The organism is Scandinavium sp. M-37, assembly GCF_043558715.1.
Classification (GTDB): domain Bacteria; phylum Pseudomonadota; class Gammaproteobacteria; order Enterobacterales; family Enterobacteriaceae; genus Scandinavium; species Scandinavium vulneris_A.
The window spans coordinates 220,131-241,230 of record NZ_JBIGIN010000001.1 but is presented as its reverse complement, the minus strand read 5'-3'; the positions used below and the strand labels follow the sequence as shown (position 1 = coordinate 241,230).

The 21,100-nt window shown below is 54.9% G+C and carries 17 protein-coding genes; 11 read left to right on the top strand and 6 right to left on the bottom strand.

What is annotated here, in order from left to right:
- Positions 1-15 precede the first annotated feature (15 nt).
- From ACG0Z5_RS01185 to ACG0Z5_RS01170, 4 genes are all read left to right on the top strand, one after another.
- A complete protein-coding gene (locus ACG0Z5_RS01185) occupies positions 16-1,305 on the top strand; it encodes an arsenic transporter (RefSeq protein ID WP_394444925.1) in 1,290 nt (429 codons plus the stop codon).
- Positions 1,306-1,317: 12 nt separating this feature from the next.
- Positions 1,318-1,746 (top strand): glutaredoxin-dependent arsenate reductase, encoded by a 429-nt coding sequence (gene arsC, locus ACG0Z5_RS01180; RefSeq protein WP_394444924.1) that lies wholly within the window; start codon positions 1,318-1,320, stop codon positions 1,744-1,746.
- A 242-nt stretch (positions 1,747-1,988) separates the two neighbouring features.
- Positions 1,989-5,156, top strand: coding sequence for an ATP-binding protein (locus ACG0Z5_RS01175; RefSeq protein WP_394444923.1), 3,168 nt, complete (start codon positions 1,989-1,991; stop codon positions 5,154-5,156).
- Positions 5,157-5,171: 15 nt separating this feature from the next.
- Positions 5,172-5,795 (top strand): response regulator, encoded by a 624-nt coding sequence (locus tag ACG0Z5_RS01170; RefSeq protein ID WP_394444922.1) that lies wholly within the window; start codon positions 5,172-5,174, stop codon positions 5,793-5,795.
- Positions 5,796-5,839: 44 nt separating this feature from the next.
- On the opposite strand, the gene ACG0Z5_RS01165 is transcribed toward ACG0Z5_RS01170, so the two are convergent.
- The 5 genes from ACG0Z5_RS01165 to ACG0Z5_RS01145 form a co-directional block, all read right to left on the bottom strand.
- A complete protein-coding gene (locus ACG0Z5_RS01165) occupies positions 5,840-6,856 on the bottom strand; it encodes a fimbrial protein (protein ID WP_394444921.1) in 1,017 nt (338 codons plus the stop codon).
- An 11-nt stretch (positions 6,857-6,867) separates the two neighbouring features.
- Complete coding sequence (locus ACG0Z5_RS01160) at positions 6,868-7,893, bottom strand: fimbrial protein (RefSeq protein ID WP_394444920.1); 1,026 nt, start codon at positions 7,891-7,893, stop codon at positions 6,868-6,870.
- A gap of 24 nt (positions 7,894-7,917) precedes the next feature.
- Positions 7,918-10,470, bottom strand: a complete 2,553-nt coding sequence (locus ACG0Z5_RS01155) for a fimbria/pilus outer membrane usher protein (protein ID WP_394444919.1) — start codon at positions 10,468-10,470, stop codon at positions 7,918-7,920.
- A 30-nt stretch (positions 10,471-10,500) separates the two neighbouring features.
- Positions 10,501-11,184: a molecular chaperone gene (locus ACG0Z5_RS01150; RefSeq protein ID WP_394444918.1), complete on the bottom strand. Its 684-nt coding sequence runs from the start codon at positions 11,182-11,184 to the stop codon at positions 10,501-10,503.
- Positions 11,185-11,264: 80 nt separating this feature from the next.
- Positions 11,265-11,792: a fimbrial protein gene (locus ACG0Z5_RS01145; RefSeq protein WP_394444917.1), complete on the bottom strand. Its 528-nt coding sequence runs from the start codon at positions 11,790-11,792 to the stop codon at positions 11,265-11,267.
- A gap of 408 nt (positions 11,793-12,200) precedes the next feature.
- Here ACG0Z5_RS01145 and ACG0Z5_RS01140 point away from each other — a divergent pair, with 408 nt between their 5' ends.
- The 7 genes from ACG0Z5_RS01140 to ACG0Z5_RS01110 all read left to right on the top strand — a co-directional run bounded on the left by ACG0Z5_RS01140 (position 12,201) and on the right by ACG0Z5_RS01110 (position 20,625).
- Positions 12,201-12,824 carry a response regulator gene (locus ACG0Z5_RS01140; RefSeq protein WP_394444916.1) on the top strand — a complete coding sequence of 208 codons (624 nt, stop codon included), beginning with the start codon at positions 12,201-12,203 and terminating at the stop codon, positions 12,822-12,824.
- A 4-nt stretch (positions 12,825-12,828) separates the two neighbouring features.
- Entirely contained in the window at positions 12,829-16,128 is a 3,300-nt protein-coding gene (locus ACG0Z5_RS01135) for a transporter substrate-binding domain-containing protein (RefSeq protein ID WP_394444915.1), read from the top strand.
- Between the two features lie 72 nt (positions 16,129-16,200).
- Complete coding sequence (locus tag ACG0Z5_RS01130; protein WP_394444914.1) at positions 16,201-16,446, top strand: DUF2543 family protein; 246 nt, start codon at positions 16,201-16,203, stop codon at positions 16,444-16,446.
- Between the two features lie 21 nt (positions 16,447-16,467).
- Entirely contained in the window at positions 16,468-17,871 is a 1,404-nt protein-coding gene (locus ACG0Z5_RS01125) for a DUF3404 domain-containing protein (protein WP_394445063.1), read from the top strand.
- The gene (locus ACG0Z5_RS01120; protein ID WP_394444913.1) at positions 17,855-18,517 is read left to right on the top strand and encodes a response regulator transcription factor; all 663 of its coding nucleotides are present in this window, start codon (positions 17,855-17,857) and stop codon (positions 18,515-18,517) included. Before ACG0Z5_RS01125 ends, ACG0Z5_RS01120 begins: the two co-directional genes overlap by 17 nt.
- The gene (locus ACG0Z5_RS01115) at positions 18,514-19,344 is read left to right on the top strand and encodes a DUF2861 family protein (RefSeq protein WP_394444912.1); all 831 of its coding nucleotides are present in this window, start codon (positions 18,514-18,516) and stop codon (positions 19,342-19,344) included. Before ACG0Z5_RS01120 ends, ACG0Z5_RS01115 begins: the two co-directional genes overlap by 4 nt.
- 78 nt (positions 19,345-19,422) lie before the next feature.
- Positions 19,423-20,625, top strand: coding sequence for a glycoside hydrolase family 5 protein (locus ACG0Z5_RS01110; protein ID WP_394444911.1), 1,203 nt, complete (start codon positions 19,423-19,425; stop codon positions 20,623-20,625).
- 48 nt (positions 20,626-20,673) lie between these two features.
- Here the strand turns inward: ACG0Z5_RS01110 and ACG0Z5_RS01105 are convergent, their stop codons facing one another.
- Positions 20,674-21,099, bottom strand: a complete 426-nt coding sequence (locus ACG0Z5_RS01105; RefSeq protein WP_394444910.1) for an ion channel — start codon at positions 21,097-21,099, stop codon at positions 20,674-20,676.
- Between the last annotated feature and the right edge of the window lies 1 nt (position 21,100).

Genomic DNA, 21,100 nt, shown 5'->3' with positions numbered 1-21,100 from the left:
TGAATGGAGTTTCTGATGTTACTGGCTGGTGTTATCTTTTTGTTTACGCTCGTACTGGTTATCTGGCAACCCCGTGGACTGGGGATTGGCTGGAGTGCCACGCTGGGCGCAGGTCTGGCATTGCTAACTGGCGTCGTTCACCTGGGGGATATTCCGGTCGTCTGGCAGATAGTCTGGAATGCGACCGCCACCTTTATTGCCGTGATCATCATTAGTCTTTTACTCGATGAATCCGGTTTCTTTGAATGGGCCGCACTGCATGTTGCCCGTTGGGGCAACGGCCGGGGCCGCTTGCTCTTTACCTGGATTGTTCTACTTGGCGCGATGGTCGCTGCACTGTTTGCTAACGACGGTGCTGCTCTGATCCTGACGCCTATCGTCATCGCGATGCTACTTGCGTTGGGATTCAGCCAGGGGTCAACCTTAGCGTTTGTCATGGCCGCTGGATTTATCGCTGACACGGCCAGCCTGCCGCTGATTGTCTCAAACCTGGTGAATATCGTCTCGGCGGATTTCTTTAAGCTTGGCTTCTCTGAATATGCCGCGGTGATGGTGCCGGTAAACCTGGCGGCCATTGCCACTACGCTTGTGATGTTGCATCTCTTTTTCCGTAAAGACATTCCCGCCGTCTACGACGTTTCCCTGCTGAAAGAACCGAAAGATGCGATTCGTGATGTCGGGACGTTTAAAACCGGCTGGCTGGTTCTGGTGTTGCTGCTGATAGGTTTCTTCGGACTGGAGCCGCTGGGCGTACCTGTCAGTCTGGTCGCTGCTGTTGGTGCCCTTCTTTTATTTGCTGTTGCGAAGAAAGGTCATGCTATTAATACAGGCAAGGTGTTACGAGGTGCGCCATGGCAAATCGTTATCTTCTCGCTGGGTATGTACCTGGTGGTCTACGGATTACGAAACGCCGGACTGACCCATTATCTTTCATCGGTGCTGAATCAGCTGGCAGAGCAGGGATTATGGGCGGCAACGCTCGGTACTGGCTTCCTTACAGCTTTCCTGTCCTCTGTCATGAACAATATGCCGACCGTGCTGGTCGGGGCGCTGTCGATTGATGGCAGTACAGCAACGGGCATTATCAAAGAAGCGATGATTTACGCCAACGTAATCGGGAGCGATCTTGGGCCTAAAATTACCCCTATCGGCAGCCTGGCAACCTTGCTGTGGCTGCATGTTCTGTCGCAGAAAAACATCAAAATCACCTGGGGATATTACTTCCGGGTGGGCATTGTCATGACAATCCCTGTGCTGTTTATCACGCTGACAGCACTGGCACTTCGCCTGTCTTTCACTTTGTAATGAGATACTGATATGAGCAACATTACCATTTACCACAATCCGGCTTGCGGTACGTCCCGCAACACCCTTGAGATGATCCGCAATAGTGGGATTGAACCCTCGATTATTCTGTATCTGGAAACACCACCAACCCGCGATGAACTTGTAACGCTGATCGCCGATATGGGTATCACGGTTCGGTCATTGTTACGTAAGAATGTCGAACCTTATGAGCAATTAGGGTTGTCAGAAAACGTCTTTAGTGACGACCAATTGATTGATTTCATGTTGCAGCACCCTATTCTCATCAACCGCCCCATTGTTGTGACCCCGCTGGGTACTCGTTTGTGCCGACCTTCTGAGGTGGTGTTGGATATTTTGACTGAAGAGCAACGTGGCGCATTCACTAAAGAAGATGGTGAACGCGTGGTTGATGCTCAGGGTAAAAAGATCAACCAATAAGGACTGCTCGAGGGTATGAGTTTAATAATGTTTAAATATTAAGCTCATATCCCTATGACTGCGTTGAGGATATCTGTACTCCGCCCCTGACATTTCTACTATCATTTCGTTAAGCACTCTGCGGTAAACCTTTTTGAGGCCATATGCGTTCTTTACGGAATCTGAAATACGCTGTTTTAGGGATAATGTGCATCTTCAGCCTTCCGTGCGCACTGTCTGCAACCCCGGTTCCTTTAACGCTGTTGTCTCACACACCGATACAAACAGAGGTCTCCGGGCAAGCGCCTGGCGTCGCTCAATGGCTCAAGCAACACCCCACTTTACGGGTTGGCGTTTCGGCCTCGGCGCATCCACCGTTCCAGCTTGATACAGACCCGGCAGATTTCGAAGGAATAACGGCAGATTATCTGGCGTTACTCGCGCCAGCACTCGGCGTCACACTCCAGGTGTTGCAATATCCCAACGACCAGGCGGCTATCGCGGCACTGGATTCGGCCGATGTCGATATGATAACCGGAGACCAGAGGCTGGCTGATGCGCATCCTTCGCTGCTTGCCACAGACAGTTACTTGAACGACCGCGCGGTGCTGGTCGGTCAGTTAACGGTACAGCAGACACAATCAACCCCTTATAAGGCCTTGGTTTATGTAGGTAATAATGCATTGCAGGCGGCACTGCACGAAGCCTATCCACAGCTCAAACTGGTCGCCAGTCCCGATTATTACACCGCGTTCACGACCGTGATCAACGATGAAAATGTGGCGATGTGGACCAACGCTATCACTGCCGAAGATCTCAATCGGCGAATGTTCGATAAGCGGCTGATTATCTCGCGTAGTCACGCCCTGCCCGTTCAGGATCTCAAATTTATTACCCGCCGGGATCAGCCCCAGCTTGCCAGCGCTATTAATAAGGTTCTGAATAATATCAGCCCACAGACGCACAGTCTGATCGCGCAAACCTGGGGACTCAAATCGGTGGCACCTGCCCCACCTAAATCGCCGGCATTAACCATCGAGGAAGCAGACTGGGTGGCGCTTCATCCGGAACTGTCGGTGTTTGTGGTACATACGCACATCCCGCTGACGTACATTAACGACGATGGCGAAGAAAGCGGTTATGCCAGCGCGTTACTAAAAAAAATAGCGGCACAAAACGAAATCACTCTCCGCTGGCATGCGTTCTCAAACGTCACTGAAATGCGCAACGCGCTAAAAACATCCCCTGACGCCTTAATTGCCGTTGCCGATGCCTCTGCCCATGAAGATCCGGATGTTATTTTTTCTCGCCCATATCAAATTTCCAACTGGGTTCTGGTGACGCGTAAAAGCTTCCCACAGGTGAAATCACTGTCGGCCATGAATGGCAAAAAAGTCGCTGTGTTTACCGGCAGCTATTATCTGCCCGCATTGCGCAAGCAGTTTCCAGAAGTGCAATTTGTTGAAGAAGATTTTTCGCTGGAAACCGCCCTGTCTCTGGTTACGCACCGGATTGATGGCGCTATCGTGCCGCAAACCTCAGCCAGTTTTGTGCTGAAAAGTTATCTTGAAGATCGTTTTCGCATCGCACTCACCCTGCCCCTTCCTCCGTTGCGGCTGGCGATGGCGACCAGCCCCGCTAATCGGCCATTACTCTCCATCATTGATAAAGCGCTGCGCGAATTGCCACCTCGCACCCTGGATGCCCAACTTAACGGTTGGCAGATGCGCTATGCCCTTGAGCGGTTTGAAGTCTGGGGGCGTTATCGGACGACGCTCACCGTCGCGGCCGCGATAGTGCTGGTGATTGTGCTGATGCTGGCGTTTTATTACTGGCGAAACCGCTTTCTTAAACGAAATCTCGAAACCCAGCAGAAATTGCAAAATGAGTTGAAAGCCACTAAACGGCAGGTGGAGAAAGCCAGCGCCTCGAAAAGCGTATTTTTGTCACAGATGAGCCATGAAATCCGTACCCCTCTCAATGCGCTTATTGGCCTGCTTGAGCTGGAGAATATGGGTAAATCCTCGCCGGAACAGCGACGCAATAATATCGCTGTAGCTTATGAATCGTCGAAATCGTTGCTAATGTTAGTTGGCGACATTCTCGATATGGCTAAAATCGAATCCGGCACCTTTTCGGTACGCCAGGTGCCGGTCTCTCTCGGTGAAATACTCAATAATGTCAGTACCTTATTCCGTTACAGTGCGGAAGAAAAAGGTCTGACACTGCTGACTCAGCTCGATGTACAGACCGACAGAATAATCTGCGATCCGCTGATGCTCACCCAAATCGCGTCCAATCTGCTGAGTAATGCCATTAAATTCACCCCGCAGGGTGAAGTCGAAATGATCATCTATCAGACGCGATCGTTACGCGGTACGCACGCTGAATATGTGCTTGAAGTCTGTGACTCGGGGCCGGGGTTAACCCCGGAACAGCAAACCGCTATCTTTGAACCTTTTGTACAGGTTGACTCCGGCCAGACATCGCAAACGGGTACGGGCCTGGGTCTGAGCATTTGCCGCCAATTGGCGGGGCTGCTCAACGGTACGCTGGAGGTCGACAGCACGCCCGGAGAAGGCACGACGTTTATATTCCGTTTCTCCGCGTCGCCGGATATCGTTCCCCAAACGGGGACGCAGAAGCCAGGGCTCATCAATGCGACAACCGCCCGCAAAATACTGTTGGTAGATGACCACGCACCTAATCGGATGCTGTTGGCACAACAGCTAGAATACGCAGGCCACCACAGCGTGGCGGCTGAAAATGGTGCTCAGGCGCTGCGGCTTTGGCTGGAAGAGGTTCCGCCGTTTGAGATGGTGATAACCGACTGTAATATGCCCGGAATGAGCGGTTTTGAGCTGGTCAGGCAGCTTCGTGAACACGAAAAACTGGCCGGGCGTGACCCGCAGCCCATGTTTGGCTTAACCGCAATGGCCGAACAAAAGGTGAAATCTCTCGCCGCTCAGGCTGGGATGACCGATTGTCTGTTCAAGCCGGTGGAACTGGCGCGTCTGTTAGCCTGTATTGAGGGTGCAGAAAGCGAGCAGGCCCCTTCTTCTCAACGCGATTCTGGCGTTATTCTCAGCCTCGCTAAGCTGGCGAAATTACAACCGGAAATGTTTAATACATTGATTCTGGCTGTCATTAACCAAAATGAGCAGGATATGTCGGCGTTGCAAGAGGCGATTGAGGCTGAAGATTTTGCTGCTATCCGCCGCGCGGCCCATAGCCTGGTGGGGGGAGCGCATCTGATTGAAGCTACCGGGCTGGCGCAAACGTGTCAGGCCGTCGAAATTGCCGCGGAAGAAACAAATTTACCCCGAATTAAAACGCTCGCTGCCACATGTGTCGCGCAGATTATGCAGCTCGACGCCCAGTTGAAGCAGGTGCTGGATGATAATAAAAGGAACGATGCCCTTGAGCCATAAACGCAGGTCTTTTGTATGAGCAAAATTTTCATCGTGGACGACCACCCTGTCTCGCAGCTTGCCGTCCAGGTGGTCGCCACCGGCAACGGCTACGACGTCGTGGGAAGTTGTGATAACGGGCGTGATGCCCTGATATTCCTGCGCAGTAATCATGCCGATCTGGTGGTGATTGATATTGATATTCCCCCGCCGAATGGGCTGGAAGTGATAACCCGACTGCGGCAGGACGGTTTCCCTGGCGGCATACTGGTGCTGACTGCGCACAACGATCGCCACTTTATCGACCGCGCCAGAACCGCTGGAGCAAACGGGTTTATCAGCAAAAACAATCATCTTGATCAACTGGCTGATGCATTTAAAGCGGTGATGAACGGCTACGACTTTTTCCCGCAGCGTCAGGCCGCTTCGGGGATGACAGCCGAACCTCAGCCGGAACAGGAACTGTTAAGCCTGCTGTCAAACCGCGAATTGCAGGTGCTCGGCTACATTGCCCGGGGTGACATGCTGGTTGATATCGCGGAAAAACTGCATGTCAGTAATAAATCGGTCAGCACCTATAAAAGACGGATTATGGCCAAGCTGGGAATGAGTAAAACGCTGGAGATGATCGAATTCGCGAAACGCAATCATTTGGCCTGAGGGGAAGATTCAGCGGATCGCACGCTGGCGATCCGCTGGGCGGGTTACTGATAGGTGGTTGTGAAGGTCGCATTGGCGTTGGCACGCCCTGGCGTGATATCACTCCGGGTCTGGTAGTAACGCGCTTTCAGCGCAATGGCAAAGATCCCGTCGGTGCTGGTTGTGGCAATTTTGAGCATTTCACCGAGCGCAACCGGGATATCGTTATGCAGAACCTGCACCCCGACACCGCTGGCGGTCTGTCCCGCACCCGCGGGGTCAATATTCAGCACGCCGTGGCTGGCATCTGCTGCCCCGGCACTGCCGGGTTCCAGCGTCAGGTTAATATTGGTCGCCGCATCGCAGTTCAGATCGATAGCAAAAGCCACATCCCCGGCGGTACTTCCCGCGCCTGAGAAATCCGTGTTTTTCGTTCTCCCCATATTGACGATGATATTACTGTTGGTGACCGAACAGGCTACCGTTTGCACCGAACCGCTGGCGAGGGTGTAATTCATGACCTGTGTTTGACCTAACACCAATGCCTGGGTAATCGATCCGGTCGTTATTGGCCCGGAGCCGGTTACTGGCGCGATTTTGACCAATTGCAGCTGATAATTCCCCCAGCTCCCGCCACACAATCGCCACCAGGTTGGCGAGCTGCGGCACGGGATGTTACTCACCCGGCGGGGCAATGCTCCCCTGCCGTAGCGACCGGTTGTGGACCCGGCCCCAGGGGTGACAATGCGAAATGCCAAACCGGTGATGCCCGACTGATAGAGCGTCTCGGCGTTATAACTGACAGGGGCGTAAGCACCGCCACCTGCCGCCCATTGGGTGACGAATGAAGACGTTGTGCACTCGATAAAATCATTGCGACTGCCTAGCGCGTTATTGCTTAATGTGGCCACTACGCTGCCCACCGGGGCATCACGCTGAACCACAACGTGCCCCAAATTAAGGGCAATGTTGTCACTGGCGGTGAATCGAGTATCCATGAACGTGCATGAGGCCATCGCCCCTTTCGCGGCCAACAGCAGTAAACTCCCGACCACTAATCGCATCCGTATTCTTTTCATCATCACTGTCTTCATCACTGGTAAGTCATTGTAAAAGTGGCATTGGCATTGGCTTTACCCGGCGTTACGGCGGGCTGCGTCTGGTAATAGCGCGCTTTCAACGGGACCGCATAGGGACCATCGGCGGTTGGACGACCCACCACTATCCGTGAGCCGAGAGCCACAGGTGCGTTATTGAACAACACCTGCACGCCCACTCCGCTTGCGTTATCGGCCGTTCCGGCATTATCCAGATTCAGGATGCCGTTGCTGGCATCGGCTGCCCCAGCGCTACCGGCATCGATCCGCATGTTGATATTGGCGGACGCATCGCAATTGAGGGCGATGGAAAAATCTGCATCCCCGCTGGTGCTCCCCGGGCCGCTGAAATCCGTGTTTTTCGCCGTCCCCATATTGACCGTAATATTGCTGTTGGTGACGGAACAGGCCACCGTCTGCACCGTGCCGCTTGCAATGGCGTACTCCAGAATGTTGGTTTGACCAACGATCAGCGCCCTTGTCAGGGTGCCGGAGGTCACGGGGCCTGAACCTGTCGTCTGCGCCACCTTCACTAACTGAAGTTGATAATTCCCCCAGGTCCCGCCGCATAAACGCCACCAGTTGCCGCCGCTCGCACACGCGGTATTTGAAATCTGACGTGGTAACGGACCGGTGCCATAACGCCCGGCGGTGCTGCCTGCTCCTGGCGTTACGATTCTGAACGCCAGCCCAGGGACCCCGGACTGATAAAGGGTCTGGCCGCTATAGGCCACCGGCGCGAACCCCGCCCCCACAGCCCACTGAGTCTGAAAGCCGCTGGCATTACATTCGATAAAGTTATTACGCCCGCCCAGCACGCTGTTGGTGGTGCTCCACACCACGCTACCAATCGGCGCATCCCGCTGCACGGTGACTGTTCCCAGGCTCAGTTGTACCGAGTCATTAGGCGTAAACCGACTGTCCATAAAGCTGCAGGCTGCCAGGGCGCTTTTGGACACCACCCACAGCAGCAAACAGCAAAGCACACGGCTTTGTACTAATTTCTTGATTAATGTTTTCATTGGGTTGCCTTATTCATTGCGTGCTCAGCGGCACTGACCGTTTACCATCGGAATGCCGTCACCTTTATCCGTATCGCCAAGGCGGTACGTCACCCGACATTGACGGTCGGCTTCGCTGCCCCACTGAACGTGAAGTGTTCCCTTGCTTTGCAGACCGGCGAGGTACACCTGCCCCCCGTCGCCGACAATGCTGCTCCCGGCATCGGGATCGGCTTCATTTACCACCGTCGCGCCAAACGGAACGACTTTGCCGTCGGCCCGGGTGAGGTTCATGAGCACCCGTTGTCCTATCTGAGCACGATACTCCGCGCGCACGATGGCCCCGCGGGTAGGCACCACGCTGCGGCTGGTCTGTTTGAGGTCGACGTTTTCTGCCAGGGTTTCGGTACTCAGCGTGACGTCATTCCGACGGTATGGCATCAGGTTCGGCACCAGTGCATAACCGCGATAGTCTGTGCTGACGCCAGTCTGGTTATCGATCCCGATACCCGCTGCGTCTGGCACTTTAACCAGACCGAACGTTTCGCCCATAGTCTGCCCGGCGGTAATGCCGTCGGCGTGCGCAACAATAGCGCCCTGCAGGCCGTAATTGAGGTTGCGCTGCCCCTGGCTGTAGCTGTAACCGCCGTTAACTTCGCCATAGGTGCCGCGATAATTAGCGCTGGCGTAACCGCTGCTTCCCTGCCCGTTCGAGGCGTATCCCTGGGTCACGTTCCAGTTGAGATTGTTGTCCTCAAGCGCGGTCCCGTTCAGTCCTACCGTGTTGACCGTTCCCCGGTCGCGACTGTTGCTCACGTTGTAACTGGCGTAGGTTTTGCTCAGCCAGCGGTCGAGTGGAATGCTCAGGTTCAGTGAAATCACATCATCCCGGTCATAGGTTTTGCCAGAGCTGTTTTCACCGGCCCCGGAAGAGGTTGTGTTGCGATTCATCGCGTAATTGAGGCTGTAGCTGATGCCACTCCAGCTGTTGTTATACCCAAGGTTCCACGAGGATGTTTTACGATTATTTCCCCAGTAATCTTCGCTGACCGCCCCCACCGACAGGTATCCGCGATTGTCGCCTAAGTCCTGACTAAGCGTCAGTTCGGCGCGGTTGCGTTTACGGTCATTGCTCAACCTGTACGGATTGTCGCTATAGGTTTCGAGCACATCTGAAAGGGTGTAAAACCCGGCGGTAGAATAGCGATACCCGGCAATCGCCAAATGGGTACCGGTTTCGGCCAGACTTTTGCTGTAACGCACTCGCCACGATTGCCCCTGACGCGTCTCTTCATCTTTTGGTGAGCCCCACGATTGCGTAAGGTCGGCAGAAATCGCCCCGAACGTGCCGAGGTTTTGACCGAGCCCGGCCGCTACCGAGCGGTAATGCTCTGCCGCCTGCGCACCGGTATATAACGTTAATCCTTTGCCAACGCCGTAGATGGCGGTTCCCTGTGCAAAAGGCGTTTTCTCTACGCTGTTGTCGTAGGCTCGGTATTGGCCACCGGTGACGCTGAAGCGCAGACGCCCTTCGCGCTGCAACACCGGCAATGAGGCAAACGGCACGACCATGCTTTGTTCACTGCCGTCGGCTTCTTTCACTGTGACATACAGATCCCCGCTGCCACCGGTCGGATACATATCCGTGATTTCAAAAGCGCCAGCCGGGACGGTGGTCTGATAAATCACGTAGCCGTTCTGGCGGATGATCACCTGAGCACTGTTGCTGCGGGCTATCCCACGCACTACCGGCGCATAGCCACGCTGACTTTCCGGTAACATTTCATCATCGGAAGCCAGCTGCGCGCCCCGGAACGGAACGCTGTCGAAAACGTCAGACGGTGCCAGGCTTTCGCCAAGGGTAAGCTGACTTTTCAGCGGCACAATACTGCGCTGCGCATAGCTGTATATGGTGCTCCATTTATCGCCTTCGCCGCTGTTGTTGCGTGTCCAGGTGGTGTAATTGCGAAAGCGCCACGCGCCGAGGTTAAGACCCGGGCGCAGGTTAAGATACTGGCTGTTGCCGGTGCCGCCCTGCTGATTTTCTACTTCGCTGACCCCGCTGAAGCTGTAATTGAGCAGCGCCGCGTTGATGCCCTCATCCCACTGTGACGGCGGCACGTAGCCACGGATACGTGGGTTGACGACCGCCTGCGGAATAGAGATATCCAGACGCTGGGCGCTGAAAACGAACTCAGCCGAGGCGTCAGGGATCGCGGTAAGTACGACACACTTGGCCCCGTCTGGCTGCAAATCAGGGAAGGATTCGACCTTCACGCCGTAGCCCGCCAATTCGGCAACATCAAGACAAGGCTGTAGCCCTTTATCTGGCGTCTGAAAAAACGTGACTTCCCGGCTGTCTACCATTTCGTTATTGAGATAGATGTCGACGGGATAGCGCCCAGGTAACTGCCCGCCATTTTCAAAGGCAGACAAATCAGGCGCAGTACCGCCCTCGCCGGTTTGCTCTAACAGCGCCGGATTAAAGTAATCCTTTGCCTGTGCAGTCAGGGAAGGCAGGAGCAACGCAACGGCAATCGCTAAGGATGTCGGGCGAAAGTCAGGACGTTTTTTTACAGATTGAGTTAAACGGCACATTATTTTTTCCAGCGGTCGGTTTCCAGGGCGTTAAAGAGAAGTCTTATGAACTGCGCCAACAGCGCCGTAATCACTGATCACTTTCCATTCGATCTGATTGCCACGCGCGTCTGGCTGCAGCGGGAAGAAAGCGGTCGCATGAGGGGCCACGTAAGTGACTTTTTCAAGCGGACGTCCGTTCAGGCTGACAGACTGAAAATTGATGTAATACGGCGTCGGATTGTTCACGGACAACCGGTCCCCTTGGCGGGTCCATTTCAGCGCACTGCTGGCATTTTCCGGGGTTGAATTTTTCAATGCCTGTGGCCGATAAATCAGCTTGATCCGCGTATTGACCGCCAGCTGCAAGGTGTTGTCGGAGCGAGACGGATCGGCGGTTGGGATCGACTTGATGTTCAGCCAGTACAGCGTTTCGCGATCGTTCGCGAGCGCACCGTTGGCCTGCATGATCCGCAGGGTATTTTTCTGATTACCGTCCAGACGGAATAACGGCGGGGTCACAATAAAGCGGCTTTTATCACTTTGACCTGCTTCGTTTTCCACCCATGACTGGATGAGATACGGTGAAGAGTCCGGGTTTTCCAGCCCGATGGACGCCTCTTTTTTACCACCGTCATAAATGACTCGGGTTCCGCCGACCACTACGCCAGCCTGCGCGATACTGCTACTGGCGAGGAAACTCACGAACAGCAGCGTTGAGATTTTTGTCGTCACGTTGAAGACTCCTGGGTAAAAAAAGCCGGCGTTTAGGCCGGCTCTAAAGGGTGACGGCAGAACGGTCTGCCCTTGCTGAATCAGTTGTAAACCACGCTGAAAGTCGCGGCAGCGTTAGCCGGACCTGCGGTAACGGCAGCGGCCTTGGCAACGTAAGCGGCGCTAAATTTCAGGGTATTGGTGCCGGTCTGCGACAGCGGAGTGCTTTGTGACTGCGTGAACAGAGGCAGAACGCTGTTATCTGCATTACGGATCTGGATACCTACCCCGGTCGCTACGCCAGCGCCCTGAGTCAGTTCCAGCGCACTGTTGTCACCTTGATAAGGCGTCCCGTCGAATTTCACAGACGCTGAGCTGACGGTCGCCGGGCAACTGGTCAGGTCAATCTGGAAAGCGGTAGCACCCGCGGTATCGCCTGCACCGGTGAAGGCTTTGTCGCTGATCTGACCCAAATTCACGGTCTGGTTAGCGCTCGATGGCGAAACAGTACACGCGGCATCAATAATTTCGCCGTTGAACTGAATTGTGCCGTCAGCTGCATTTGCTGCTGAAACCGATGCGCCACAAATTACTGAAACTAATGCAAAGACGTGCAGTTGCTTTTTCATAAAACAAATTCCTGTAAGTAAATTAAGTATTGTTTCTTACCGGTTAATCCCGATGTTTTACAAAGCGCATTATTTCATTACGCATTAAGCATCTCGCCCGGTAATTAATTTCGCTTTGTGAGACTCACTATACTCGTCAGAAATAATTAAACATTGAGAATAGCCGTCGGCGCGTGTAATCAAAGATGACATCACCTGTAATCCAAGGACTACAAATTTCAGCGAAACCCAGGTGGAATCAGGCCAAGCCACTGTCGCCAGTGCTCTGCGGGCTGTCATCCTTTGCTGTAGGGCGAAACGTAAAACCCAAACCTGTTATTAAAGCTAATTTTTAAATTCATATTTATGATTGATTTTAATATGGCTTCTATGTCAGCATTTAAAAAGCACACAACCTCAGGGGCTTTCATGGCAAATATACTCATCATTGACGATCATCCGATGGTCCGTCTGGCAATTCGCATGTTATTAGAAAAAGATCAGCACCATATTGTGGCGGAATGTGGTGATGGCATGGAGGCGTATAGATTAACGCAAAGACTTCAGCCGGAAATTGTCGTTGTCGATTTAGATATTCCTGGTCTAAGCGGTGTGGAATTAATTGACCGACTTCGCAAGTCTGGATTTAACGGCAGAATGTTGGTCCTGACCGGTCGCGATGACGAGCATTATCTCAGCCGATGTATCCACACTGGCGCTGATGGCTTTGTCGGCAAAAGCAATAATCTGGATGAGCTGCGAGATGCGGTAAAAGCCGTGGAGCGCGGTTACGGTTATTTCCCCCTTCGTCGACAGTCTGAAACCGGGCGTAAAGTTCCGGTCTGGGAAGCCGACGTGGTGAAAATGCTCTCCAACCGCGAAGTCCAGGTGCTGCACTATCTGGCCTTGGGGCTGAAAATTAACGAGATCGCCGAGAAAATGTTTATCAGCAATAAAACGGTCAGTACTTACAAGACCCGACTGCTGAATAAACTGCAGATCAGCAACACGGTCGGGCTGGTGGATTTTGCACGCCGCCACAATCTGGACTAAAACGATGAACCTTCTCAGCCGACCGCTTGCGGTGCTTTTACTGCTGTTTTCGACGCTCTCAGATGCCACTGTTCCGGTCGGGCAGCTGCAGCTCATTAGCCGGGAAAGCTACGATCGAACCGTATTTACGCTCGACGATGCTGACTGGCGCTGGTTGGGAAATAAACGCGTGTTGAAAGTGGCGGTCTGGTTGCCAGAGATCCCGCCGCTCTATCTGTATACCGGCGAGGGGCGATATGAAGGCATGATCGCCGATTACATCGCCCTCCTTGGCGATTATCTTGGCCTGCGAGTCGATGTTCAGGCTTATGCTAACCGTGATGCGGCCCTGGCCGCCCTGGCACAAAAGCAGGTCGATGTGGTGGCCGACTCGTCGGCAAAAGCATTACCGCTCAATGATACCCTGCTTACCTCACCCAATTTTATCAGCGATCACCCGGTATTAGTTCATCGCAAAAATTCGCAAAATGCGCCCTTTCGTTATGAGAAAGGCATGCGACTGGCTATTGCCCGCTGGTATGTGGACGACAGCTGGATCGAACAAAACTTTCCGGGCGCAACGCTCATCCATTATCAGACCGACGATCTGGCCATGGCATCCGTTGCCTTCGGCGAAAACGATTTCTACATCGGTAATCTGGTCACCACCTCATATCTGCTCGAGCGAAACTATCCGCACTTTCTGGTTTTTCAGCAGGTCTATCCGGAGCGCGATACCGGCAGCCATTTTGTGATGCGCAAAGGGGATACGCCGCTGATTCGTTCGATTGAGCGCGTGCTTCAGGCCATTCCACGCACCCAGAATCAGGTAATTTCGCAGCAATGGAGCGCCGGAGCCAATCTGTGGAAAGTGAGCAAAAAAGTTGAATTTTCGGCTGCCGAGAAGCGATGGCTGGCAGAAAATCCCACGGTGAAAGTCGCGGTAAATGCCTTCTATGCCCCGTTTACCATGATTGATGCCAGCGGCAGTTTTTATGGTGTAACTGCTGATATTCTGCGGATGATCCGCCTGCGTACCGGATTGCATTTCGAACCGGTTTCCGCAGATTCTGTCGAGGTGATGGACGAGCAGATCGCCAGCCAGCAAGCGCTGTTCATCGGGGCGGTCAGTCAAAGCGAAGAGCGCAACCAGAATTTATTGTTCTCGCGGCCCTATTTCAGTTCGCCTTTTGTGCTCGTTGAATCGGTAAACAAGGATTATCCCGCCCTTCTGCCTCCCGGTACACGGGTGGCAGTTGTCAAAAAAAACACCCTGATCCCTGAACTACGCCGTAAAAATCCGGGGATCAAGATCATCGAAACGACGAATGCCAGTATCGCGATGCAAATGGTCGATGATGGCAACGCGGATGTGGCGGTCCACACCCTTTTCGGCGCCAGTTACATGATTGAACGCTACTTCCGCGATCGCCTGAAAATTAACGGCAGAATCGGCGAACAGAGCGCCAAAATCGCCTTTGCGGTATCGCGCTCGCAGCCGGAACTGCAAAGCATCATCAATAAATCCCTGGAAAATATCTCCCCGGCGGATATCAGCCGGGTGATCGACAAATGGCAAACCCGGCCGGATGTGCGGCTCGATACCTGGGAATTGTATAAAACACGTTTCTGGCTGGTATTCGGGGTGGCGGGCGTCACCATCCTGACGTCGCTTATCTGGATTTATTACCTGCGACGGGAGATTGGCGCCCGCAAACTGGCACAGCATAAATTGCAATCTCAGCTGGAGTACAACGAAACGCTGACCCATGCCCTGTCAGAAGAGACAGAACGTGCTGAGCAGGCTAATCGTGCCAAAAGTACCTTCCTCGCGACCATGAGTCATGAAATACGCACCCCGGTGAGTGCGATTATTGGCTTACTTGAACTGACGGTGAACACCTCAGGAAAAGAACTTGATGAGGACGATCCGCTCAGGGTCGCGTGGGAATCAGCCCGCTCGTTAATGGGGCTCATAGGCGACATTCTGGACATGGCGCGTATTGAGTCCGGGCGGCTGGAACTGACCCCTGAATGGGTCAGAACCACGGAATTGTTGCCGCCGGTAGTGCGGGTGTTCGAAGGGCTCGCGCGGCAGAAATCTTTGCGGCTGCACTGCTCAATGCCACCGCAAATGCCTTATCAGGTGCTTATCGATCCGCTGCGCTTTCGCCAGGTGCTGTCCAATCTGGTCAGTAACGCCATCAAGTTTACCGAACAAGGCAATATCAGCGTAGAAATGGTGTTAGCCGAAGAAGCCCATTCGGCAGCCACCCTGCTTCAGGTGAGCGTCACGGATACCGGGAAAGGGATATCGCTGGAAGAACAGAAAGATATTTTTGACCCGTGGGTACAGGCTAAAAATGGCCCGGTGCTTAGCGGTTCTGGCCTGGGGCTGGCGATTTGCGCTCAACTGGTCCATATGATGGGCGGCACCATCGCCATGACCAGCGCTACGGGCAAAGGCACGCGGGTCAGTTTTACCGTACCGGGGATGATGCGCGACAAGCAGTCGGCAATCCCGCAGCTTGAAACCAGCGACACATCGATTATCCATGTTCCGCTGAGGATCCTTGCCGTGGACGATCATCCTGCCAACCGGATGTTGCTCCGACGCCAGTTAACCCATCTCGGTCACCAGGTGACAGAAGCCTGTGACGGGACCGAAGCCTGGGCAATCTGGCAGACGGAAGCGTTCGATATGGTCATCACCGATTGCAGTATGCCGGGTATGGATGGTCTGGCGCTGACCCGATTAATTCGCGAAAGCCCTGGGGGTTCAGTGGCGATTCTTGGGCTGACGGCCAATGCCTGGCCCGAGGAACGCGCCCGCTGTCTGGCGGGAGGAATGAACGAGTGTTTGTTCAAGCCGCTGCAGCTCGCGCAGCTTAAAATTCTGCTCAACGAGGTGGTTAAGCGTTTACCCGGCCACGGCGGTGAGAAGGACCTGCTGCGCCAGCAGGTCGATTACCAGAAGCTTGAGGAACTGAGCAATTACGACGATGACCTGCTCCGGGAGCTGCTGACCCTGACCCTACACAGCAATCGGGATGACCAGCGACTCGCCAGGGATTTACTCGAGCTACAGGACTGGCCAGAGCTGGCCAAATGTATACATCGCATTTCCGGTGCGGCGCAAATTTGCGGAGCCCAGGGAGTGGTCGCCGCGTGTCGAGAGCTGGAGGCCGCGTGTCTCCTGCCCGAGCCGCCTGGTTCGGGCATTCTGCCACTGTGGTCAGAGGCGAATGACGCCCTGAATGAATTTAACCAGGCGCTGGAAGGCTGGTTATTCGATCACGGCGCGGCTGGCAGCATGATCGGGTAAAACTGGTGTAGACTATCAGCGGCGAATAACCTGCCGGTATGGCACAGACAATAAACCCACAGGAAATACCCAATGACAAATGAAGTCCCGCTGAAGTTTTATGACATCGTTGATGAATACTCGACTGAAACCGAGAAGCCGGTCAGTGAAGCTGAGCGTGATCCGCTGGCACGTTACTTCCAGGCGCTGGTCACCCGCTTAATGAACAACGAAGAAATCAGCGAAGAGACACAGAGTGAACTGGCGCGCGAGGCCGGTATTGCAGATTCGCGTATCGATGATATCGCCAACTTCCTCAATCAATGGGGCAATGAATAAGCGGGAACGATACGCGCCGTGATGGGACGTTTACGCGTAAGATTATTAGCGCCCATCACCGGGCTGCTGCTCGGGGCCTGTTCCCCCGTTCCGTTTTCGCAGTCAGTGGCTGATTTTACCGCGTCGCTGAACCAGGCCCCGGCGGCAACGCAGGTTCCGCTTGCCGCCTTGCAACAACTGGATCCTCTGCTTTTACGCCCCGGCTCGCTCTATCCACAATTTTCCGAAACGCCCCTGCCCATTTTAACGACGCTTTATCATTATCAACAGCAATGCGCCGGCCCCACCGCCGGGCTGACTGATGCGATGCGCCAGTTCGCCCAGGCGTTATGTCAGCATACCGAGCTGTCGGCAAACTGGTTCCAGTCACATCCGATATCCCCCTTGGGTGGCAGTACCGCCTGGTATTATCTGCAACGCCATCCGCAGGACAGCGCAGCGCTGGAACCGTTCCTGCACGTGCGGGAAAGACCCCGCGCCTTAGGCGGTATCGGTCAGCTGTCCGATGACAATCTTGAGGCATTGGCAACCGGGCAGCGCTGGCTGCTGCAAAACGGTAGCCTGTGGCATCAACATCAGCGACAGTGGCGACGCTATGCGCCTGAGGTCTGGCAACCACTGGCCCGTCAGGCCGGGATGACGCTGCAAGCTGCCGGTCAACAGTGCAAAATAGCGCTGGGAACCTTGTGTGCCAATCCCGAAGGATCTTATGCCATCGGTTGGCGCTCACTGCTGGGCGTAACCGGGTTGATCGCCTTGCTGAGCCTGCTGTGGCTGGTCTGGCAGCGCAGGAAAATGCAGCAGCGCCAGCGATTTATTGTGCAGATGTTGACCCATGAACTGCGTACACCCATTGCCCAATTGGGCAATGTGGTGGAGCATTTTCGCCGGGACTTCGATAACTTACCGCCGCAGTCACAGGAAGGATTTGGCGCATTGGCCGACAGCGTGCAGCGGATGCGCCAGATGGCGCAGGCCAGCCAGCATTATCTTTCCGCTGAGGGTCCGCGAGACAGGCTCGAAACGCCCTCCATCGTCTGGTTAAGCGATTGGTTGACTCACCTCGCTGAGGCGTATCCTGGCCTGATGTTCTGCCTGGAAAGTGACCAACGGTTGGCGCTGCCGTTGTACTGGACCAATCTGTGTCTGACCAATCTTGTGGAAAATGCCTATCGCCACGGACGTGCGCCGGTGCGGTTAACCGTGGGCTGGCGTCTGGGCACGCTCACTTTGCAAGTCACCGATAGCGGGAGGCTGAACGTGAACAAACTGCCGCAACTACTCTCGCAGCGCTCACCTCAGGCGGGACTAGGCCTCGGGTTATCGATTGTGATGCGGGTTATAAAAAGGTTGAACGGGCGGCTCACGTTCAGCCCTGCGCCAACAACGTTTACTCTGGAGCTGCCCTGTGACGAAACACACTAGCGAGACGCTGTTACTGATTGAGGACGATCGGGCTTTAGGCCTGGGGTTGCAGACCTTTTTGCAGCAGGAAGGTTTTACCTGCCTGTGGTTACCCGACGTCACCGAGGTGGCAAGCCAATGGCATAAGGCTGACCTCGTTATCCTTGATCGGCAGTTTCCAGACGGTGACAGCCTGCGTTATCTGCCGGGCTGGCTGGCCAAAAAAGCGCTGCCGGTGATTGTTCTCACCGCCCGGGTTCAGGTAGACGATCGGGTGGCCGGCCTCGAGGCCGGCGCGCGCGATTACCTGACCAAACCCTTTGCCCATGTCGAACTGCTGGCCCGGATCCGCGCCCAGTTACGCACCCTGGGCGAAGGCCAACTGGGTGCAGGCGAGTTACAGATTTTTCCGTCACGCCAGACGGTGCGTTGGCGGAATAGTGACGTATCCCTGACCGCAACGGAATTTTCCCTGCTGGCGATGCTGGTACAAATGGCGGGCCGGGTGTTCACCCGCGACGAACTGCTCAATCAGGTGTGGGGCTATCAATCCTTTCCAACCACCCGCACCGTTGATACACATATTCTACAACTGCGCCAGAAACTGCCGGGCATCGCCATTACCAGCGTACGCGGCGTCGGCTACCGGCTGGATAAAACCTCATGAGGCGATCGCTACTGCTCCCGGCCCTGGTGTGGATGGCGCTGGTGAATCAAACGGCTGCCGCGCTGCCGGTTACGCCGCTGGAGCCGGTCTATCACGCCCTGTTCAGCCAGCAAACCGCGCTGGCGTGGCAACAGCTGATCGCCGTCTGGCCACAGCTCAACAGCAACGCGCAGCGCAGGGCATGGCAAGAGGCGCTGAACGCCGTGATCTCCGCACAGTGCGGGAACGATTTACCGGTCAAAACGCCAGCCTGGCTGGACAGTCCCACGCTGGTGCTCATTCAACGCGATATTCCGCTGAACCGTATTTACCGCATCCAGTTGGTTGGCGGCAGCCCGGATCGTAATCTGCAAATATCATTAATTGCCCCGGATGGAAAAGACCTGATGCTCGGCGCAACGGCGGAGTATTACGCCCAGGACCAGTTCCAACTGGAGAGCCAGGAGCTGGGTGAACCGCTGCCGATGGGGGTATATCAACTGACGCTGCGTGCCGGATCGGCGGTGTGGCAGCAATCACTGGCGCTTCAGGGCACGCGAAATCTGAACTGGATCCAGCGTCAGGGGCATAGCATCACGCTACAGCCGCCTGAAACCCCGTCCGCCTGCCCTGCTCCGTGGCTCGAACAAGCCATGCTCAAAGGAAGCGACTATCAGCAAATTTGGTCGCGCAAAAGCGATCAACTGCAGATGCAGCCCTGGCCGCGGCGCGAAGACGCATCTGAGTTATGGGGTATTGCCACGGTGGACAGAGAAGAAGCCCGAGGCGGGCTGACCTTACGCCTCGAGCATCGGTTGGCCGGGCCGCTACTCACGCTGCAAAACTGAGATCCTGACATTGCTCTGACAATCGCCTTGCCACAACCGGGGATACTGCGCGCTCATCGTCATCTCTGAGAACCTGCTATGAGCCTGAAAACCCTAACGCTAAAACTGAACCTCGCCGCAATGATTCTGGCGACGCTGTCCACCCCGTCGCTGGCCAGCGATGAAATCACCTTCTGGGATACCCCGCAATATGGCGGCAACAGCTTCAACCGCCTGCCGCCGAGAAGCGCCTATTTTACCGCCCTGCATGACTACGGTGCGAGCTGGGTACGGCTGAGCTACGACAAATGGCAGCCCAAACTACGGGACTTTTTGCTCGGCAGCGTCGACCATTATCAGGGGCTGGTGCCCGAGGATTTGATCACGCTGAAAGCCGCGCTAAAACGCGCCCAGCAGGCGGGCCTGAAAGTGGTCATCGCGCCGCTGTCGTTGCCCGGTATGCGCTGGTCGCAGAACAATCACGGCCAGTTTGATGATCGACTCTGGCAGGACAAAACTTACTGGCAGCAGAGCGCACAATTCTGGCGAGACCTGGCGACGGCCCTGAAGGATGTCCCTGGCGTGGCCGCCTATAACATCGTTAATGAACCCGCCCCGGAAAAAATGGCCGAGCTGGCAGAGCACAGCAGCCCGGCAGAAATGGTGAACTGGTATCAACATCATCAAGGCACCGCCCGGGACCTGCCTGCGTTTTACCAGACCGTGATTCAGGCGATTCGTGAGGTCGACCCGCTCACGCCGATCATGGTCGATGGGGGTTGGTACGGGGCCGCTGACGGTTTCAACTACTGGCCTGCCAAACTGGAAGACACGCGCGTGCTGTACAGTTTTCATATGTACGAGCCTTACGAAGTGATGGGGGCCGTGAATCAACAGCGTCAGAAACGTTATCAGTATCCCGGCGTTGCTCCCTTTGGTCAGAGGGCCGAGATGTGGAACGCGCAGCGGGTGGCGGCCTATTTACAACAGCCTTTTGACTGGGCGAAGAAGCATCAGATCCCGGCTAACCGTGTCGTCGCCGGGGAATTTGGCTGCATTCGCACCCTGCCCGGCTGTCGGCAGTATTTGCAGGATGTCTTAACCATACTGGATAAGACCCCGGCACACTGGGCCTTTTACAGCTTTCGCGAGGACAGCTGGGATGGGATGGATTACGAGTTAGGTAAAGATAAAGTGCCGTGGTCCTACTGGCAGGCGGTGGATGCCAATCAACCCGACACCCTACCGCGCCACGCGACCCCGGAGTTTGAACCGATCCGGCAGCGGCTAAGCAAAAAGTAATCCGCGATGTAAGCCCCCGAGTCCGGCTGCCTCCCGGACTCGGGGGGATCATTTAAAATCGCCAACCTGCTTGCGAATATGATGCTGTAAGACGGCCAACATGCTGGCTCCCGACAGACCTATCATCAACGCACCGTTCACCGCTTCCAGCGGGCCAAGCAGTTTCCATTTCGCGCTCATGACGATATCGCCATAGCCGAGGGTGGCAAAGTTGACCCCAGAGTGGTAAACCGCCTCGTGTAGCGTTGAAAATTCACCCAACAACAGGAACAGGATCCCCCACAGCATGATTTGCAGCAGATTACCCAGCAGCACAATTAAGATGATGCCAAATAGCGCCAGCGCCCCGGCGATCACCCCTTCTTTATAATGAAAGCGTTTGGTGTAAAAACGGATACAGCACACCGCCACCCATGACTGCAACAGCATATTCAGCAGGATGACCGGCATCCCCGTCACTAAAACTAACAACATA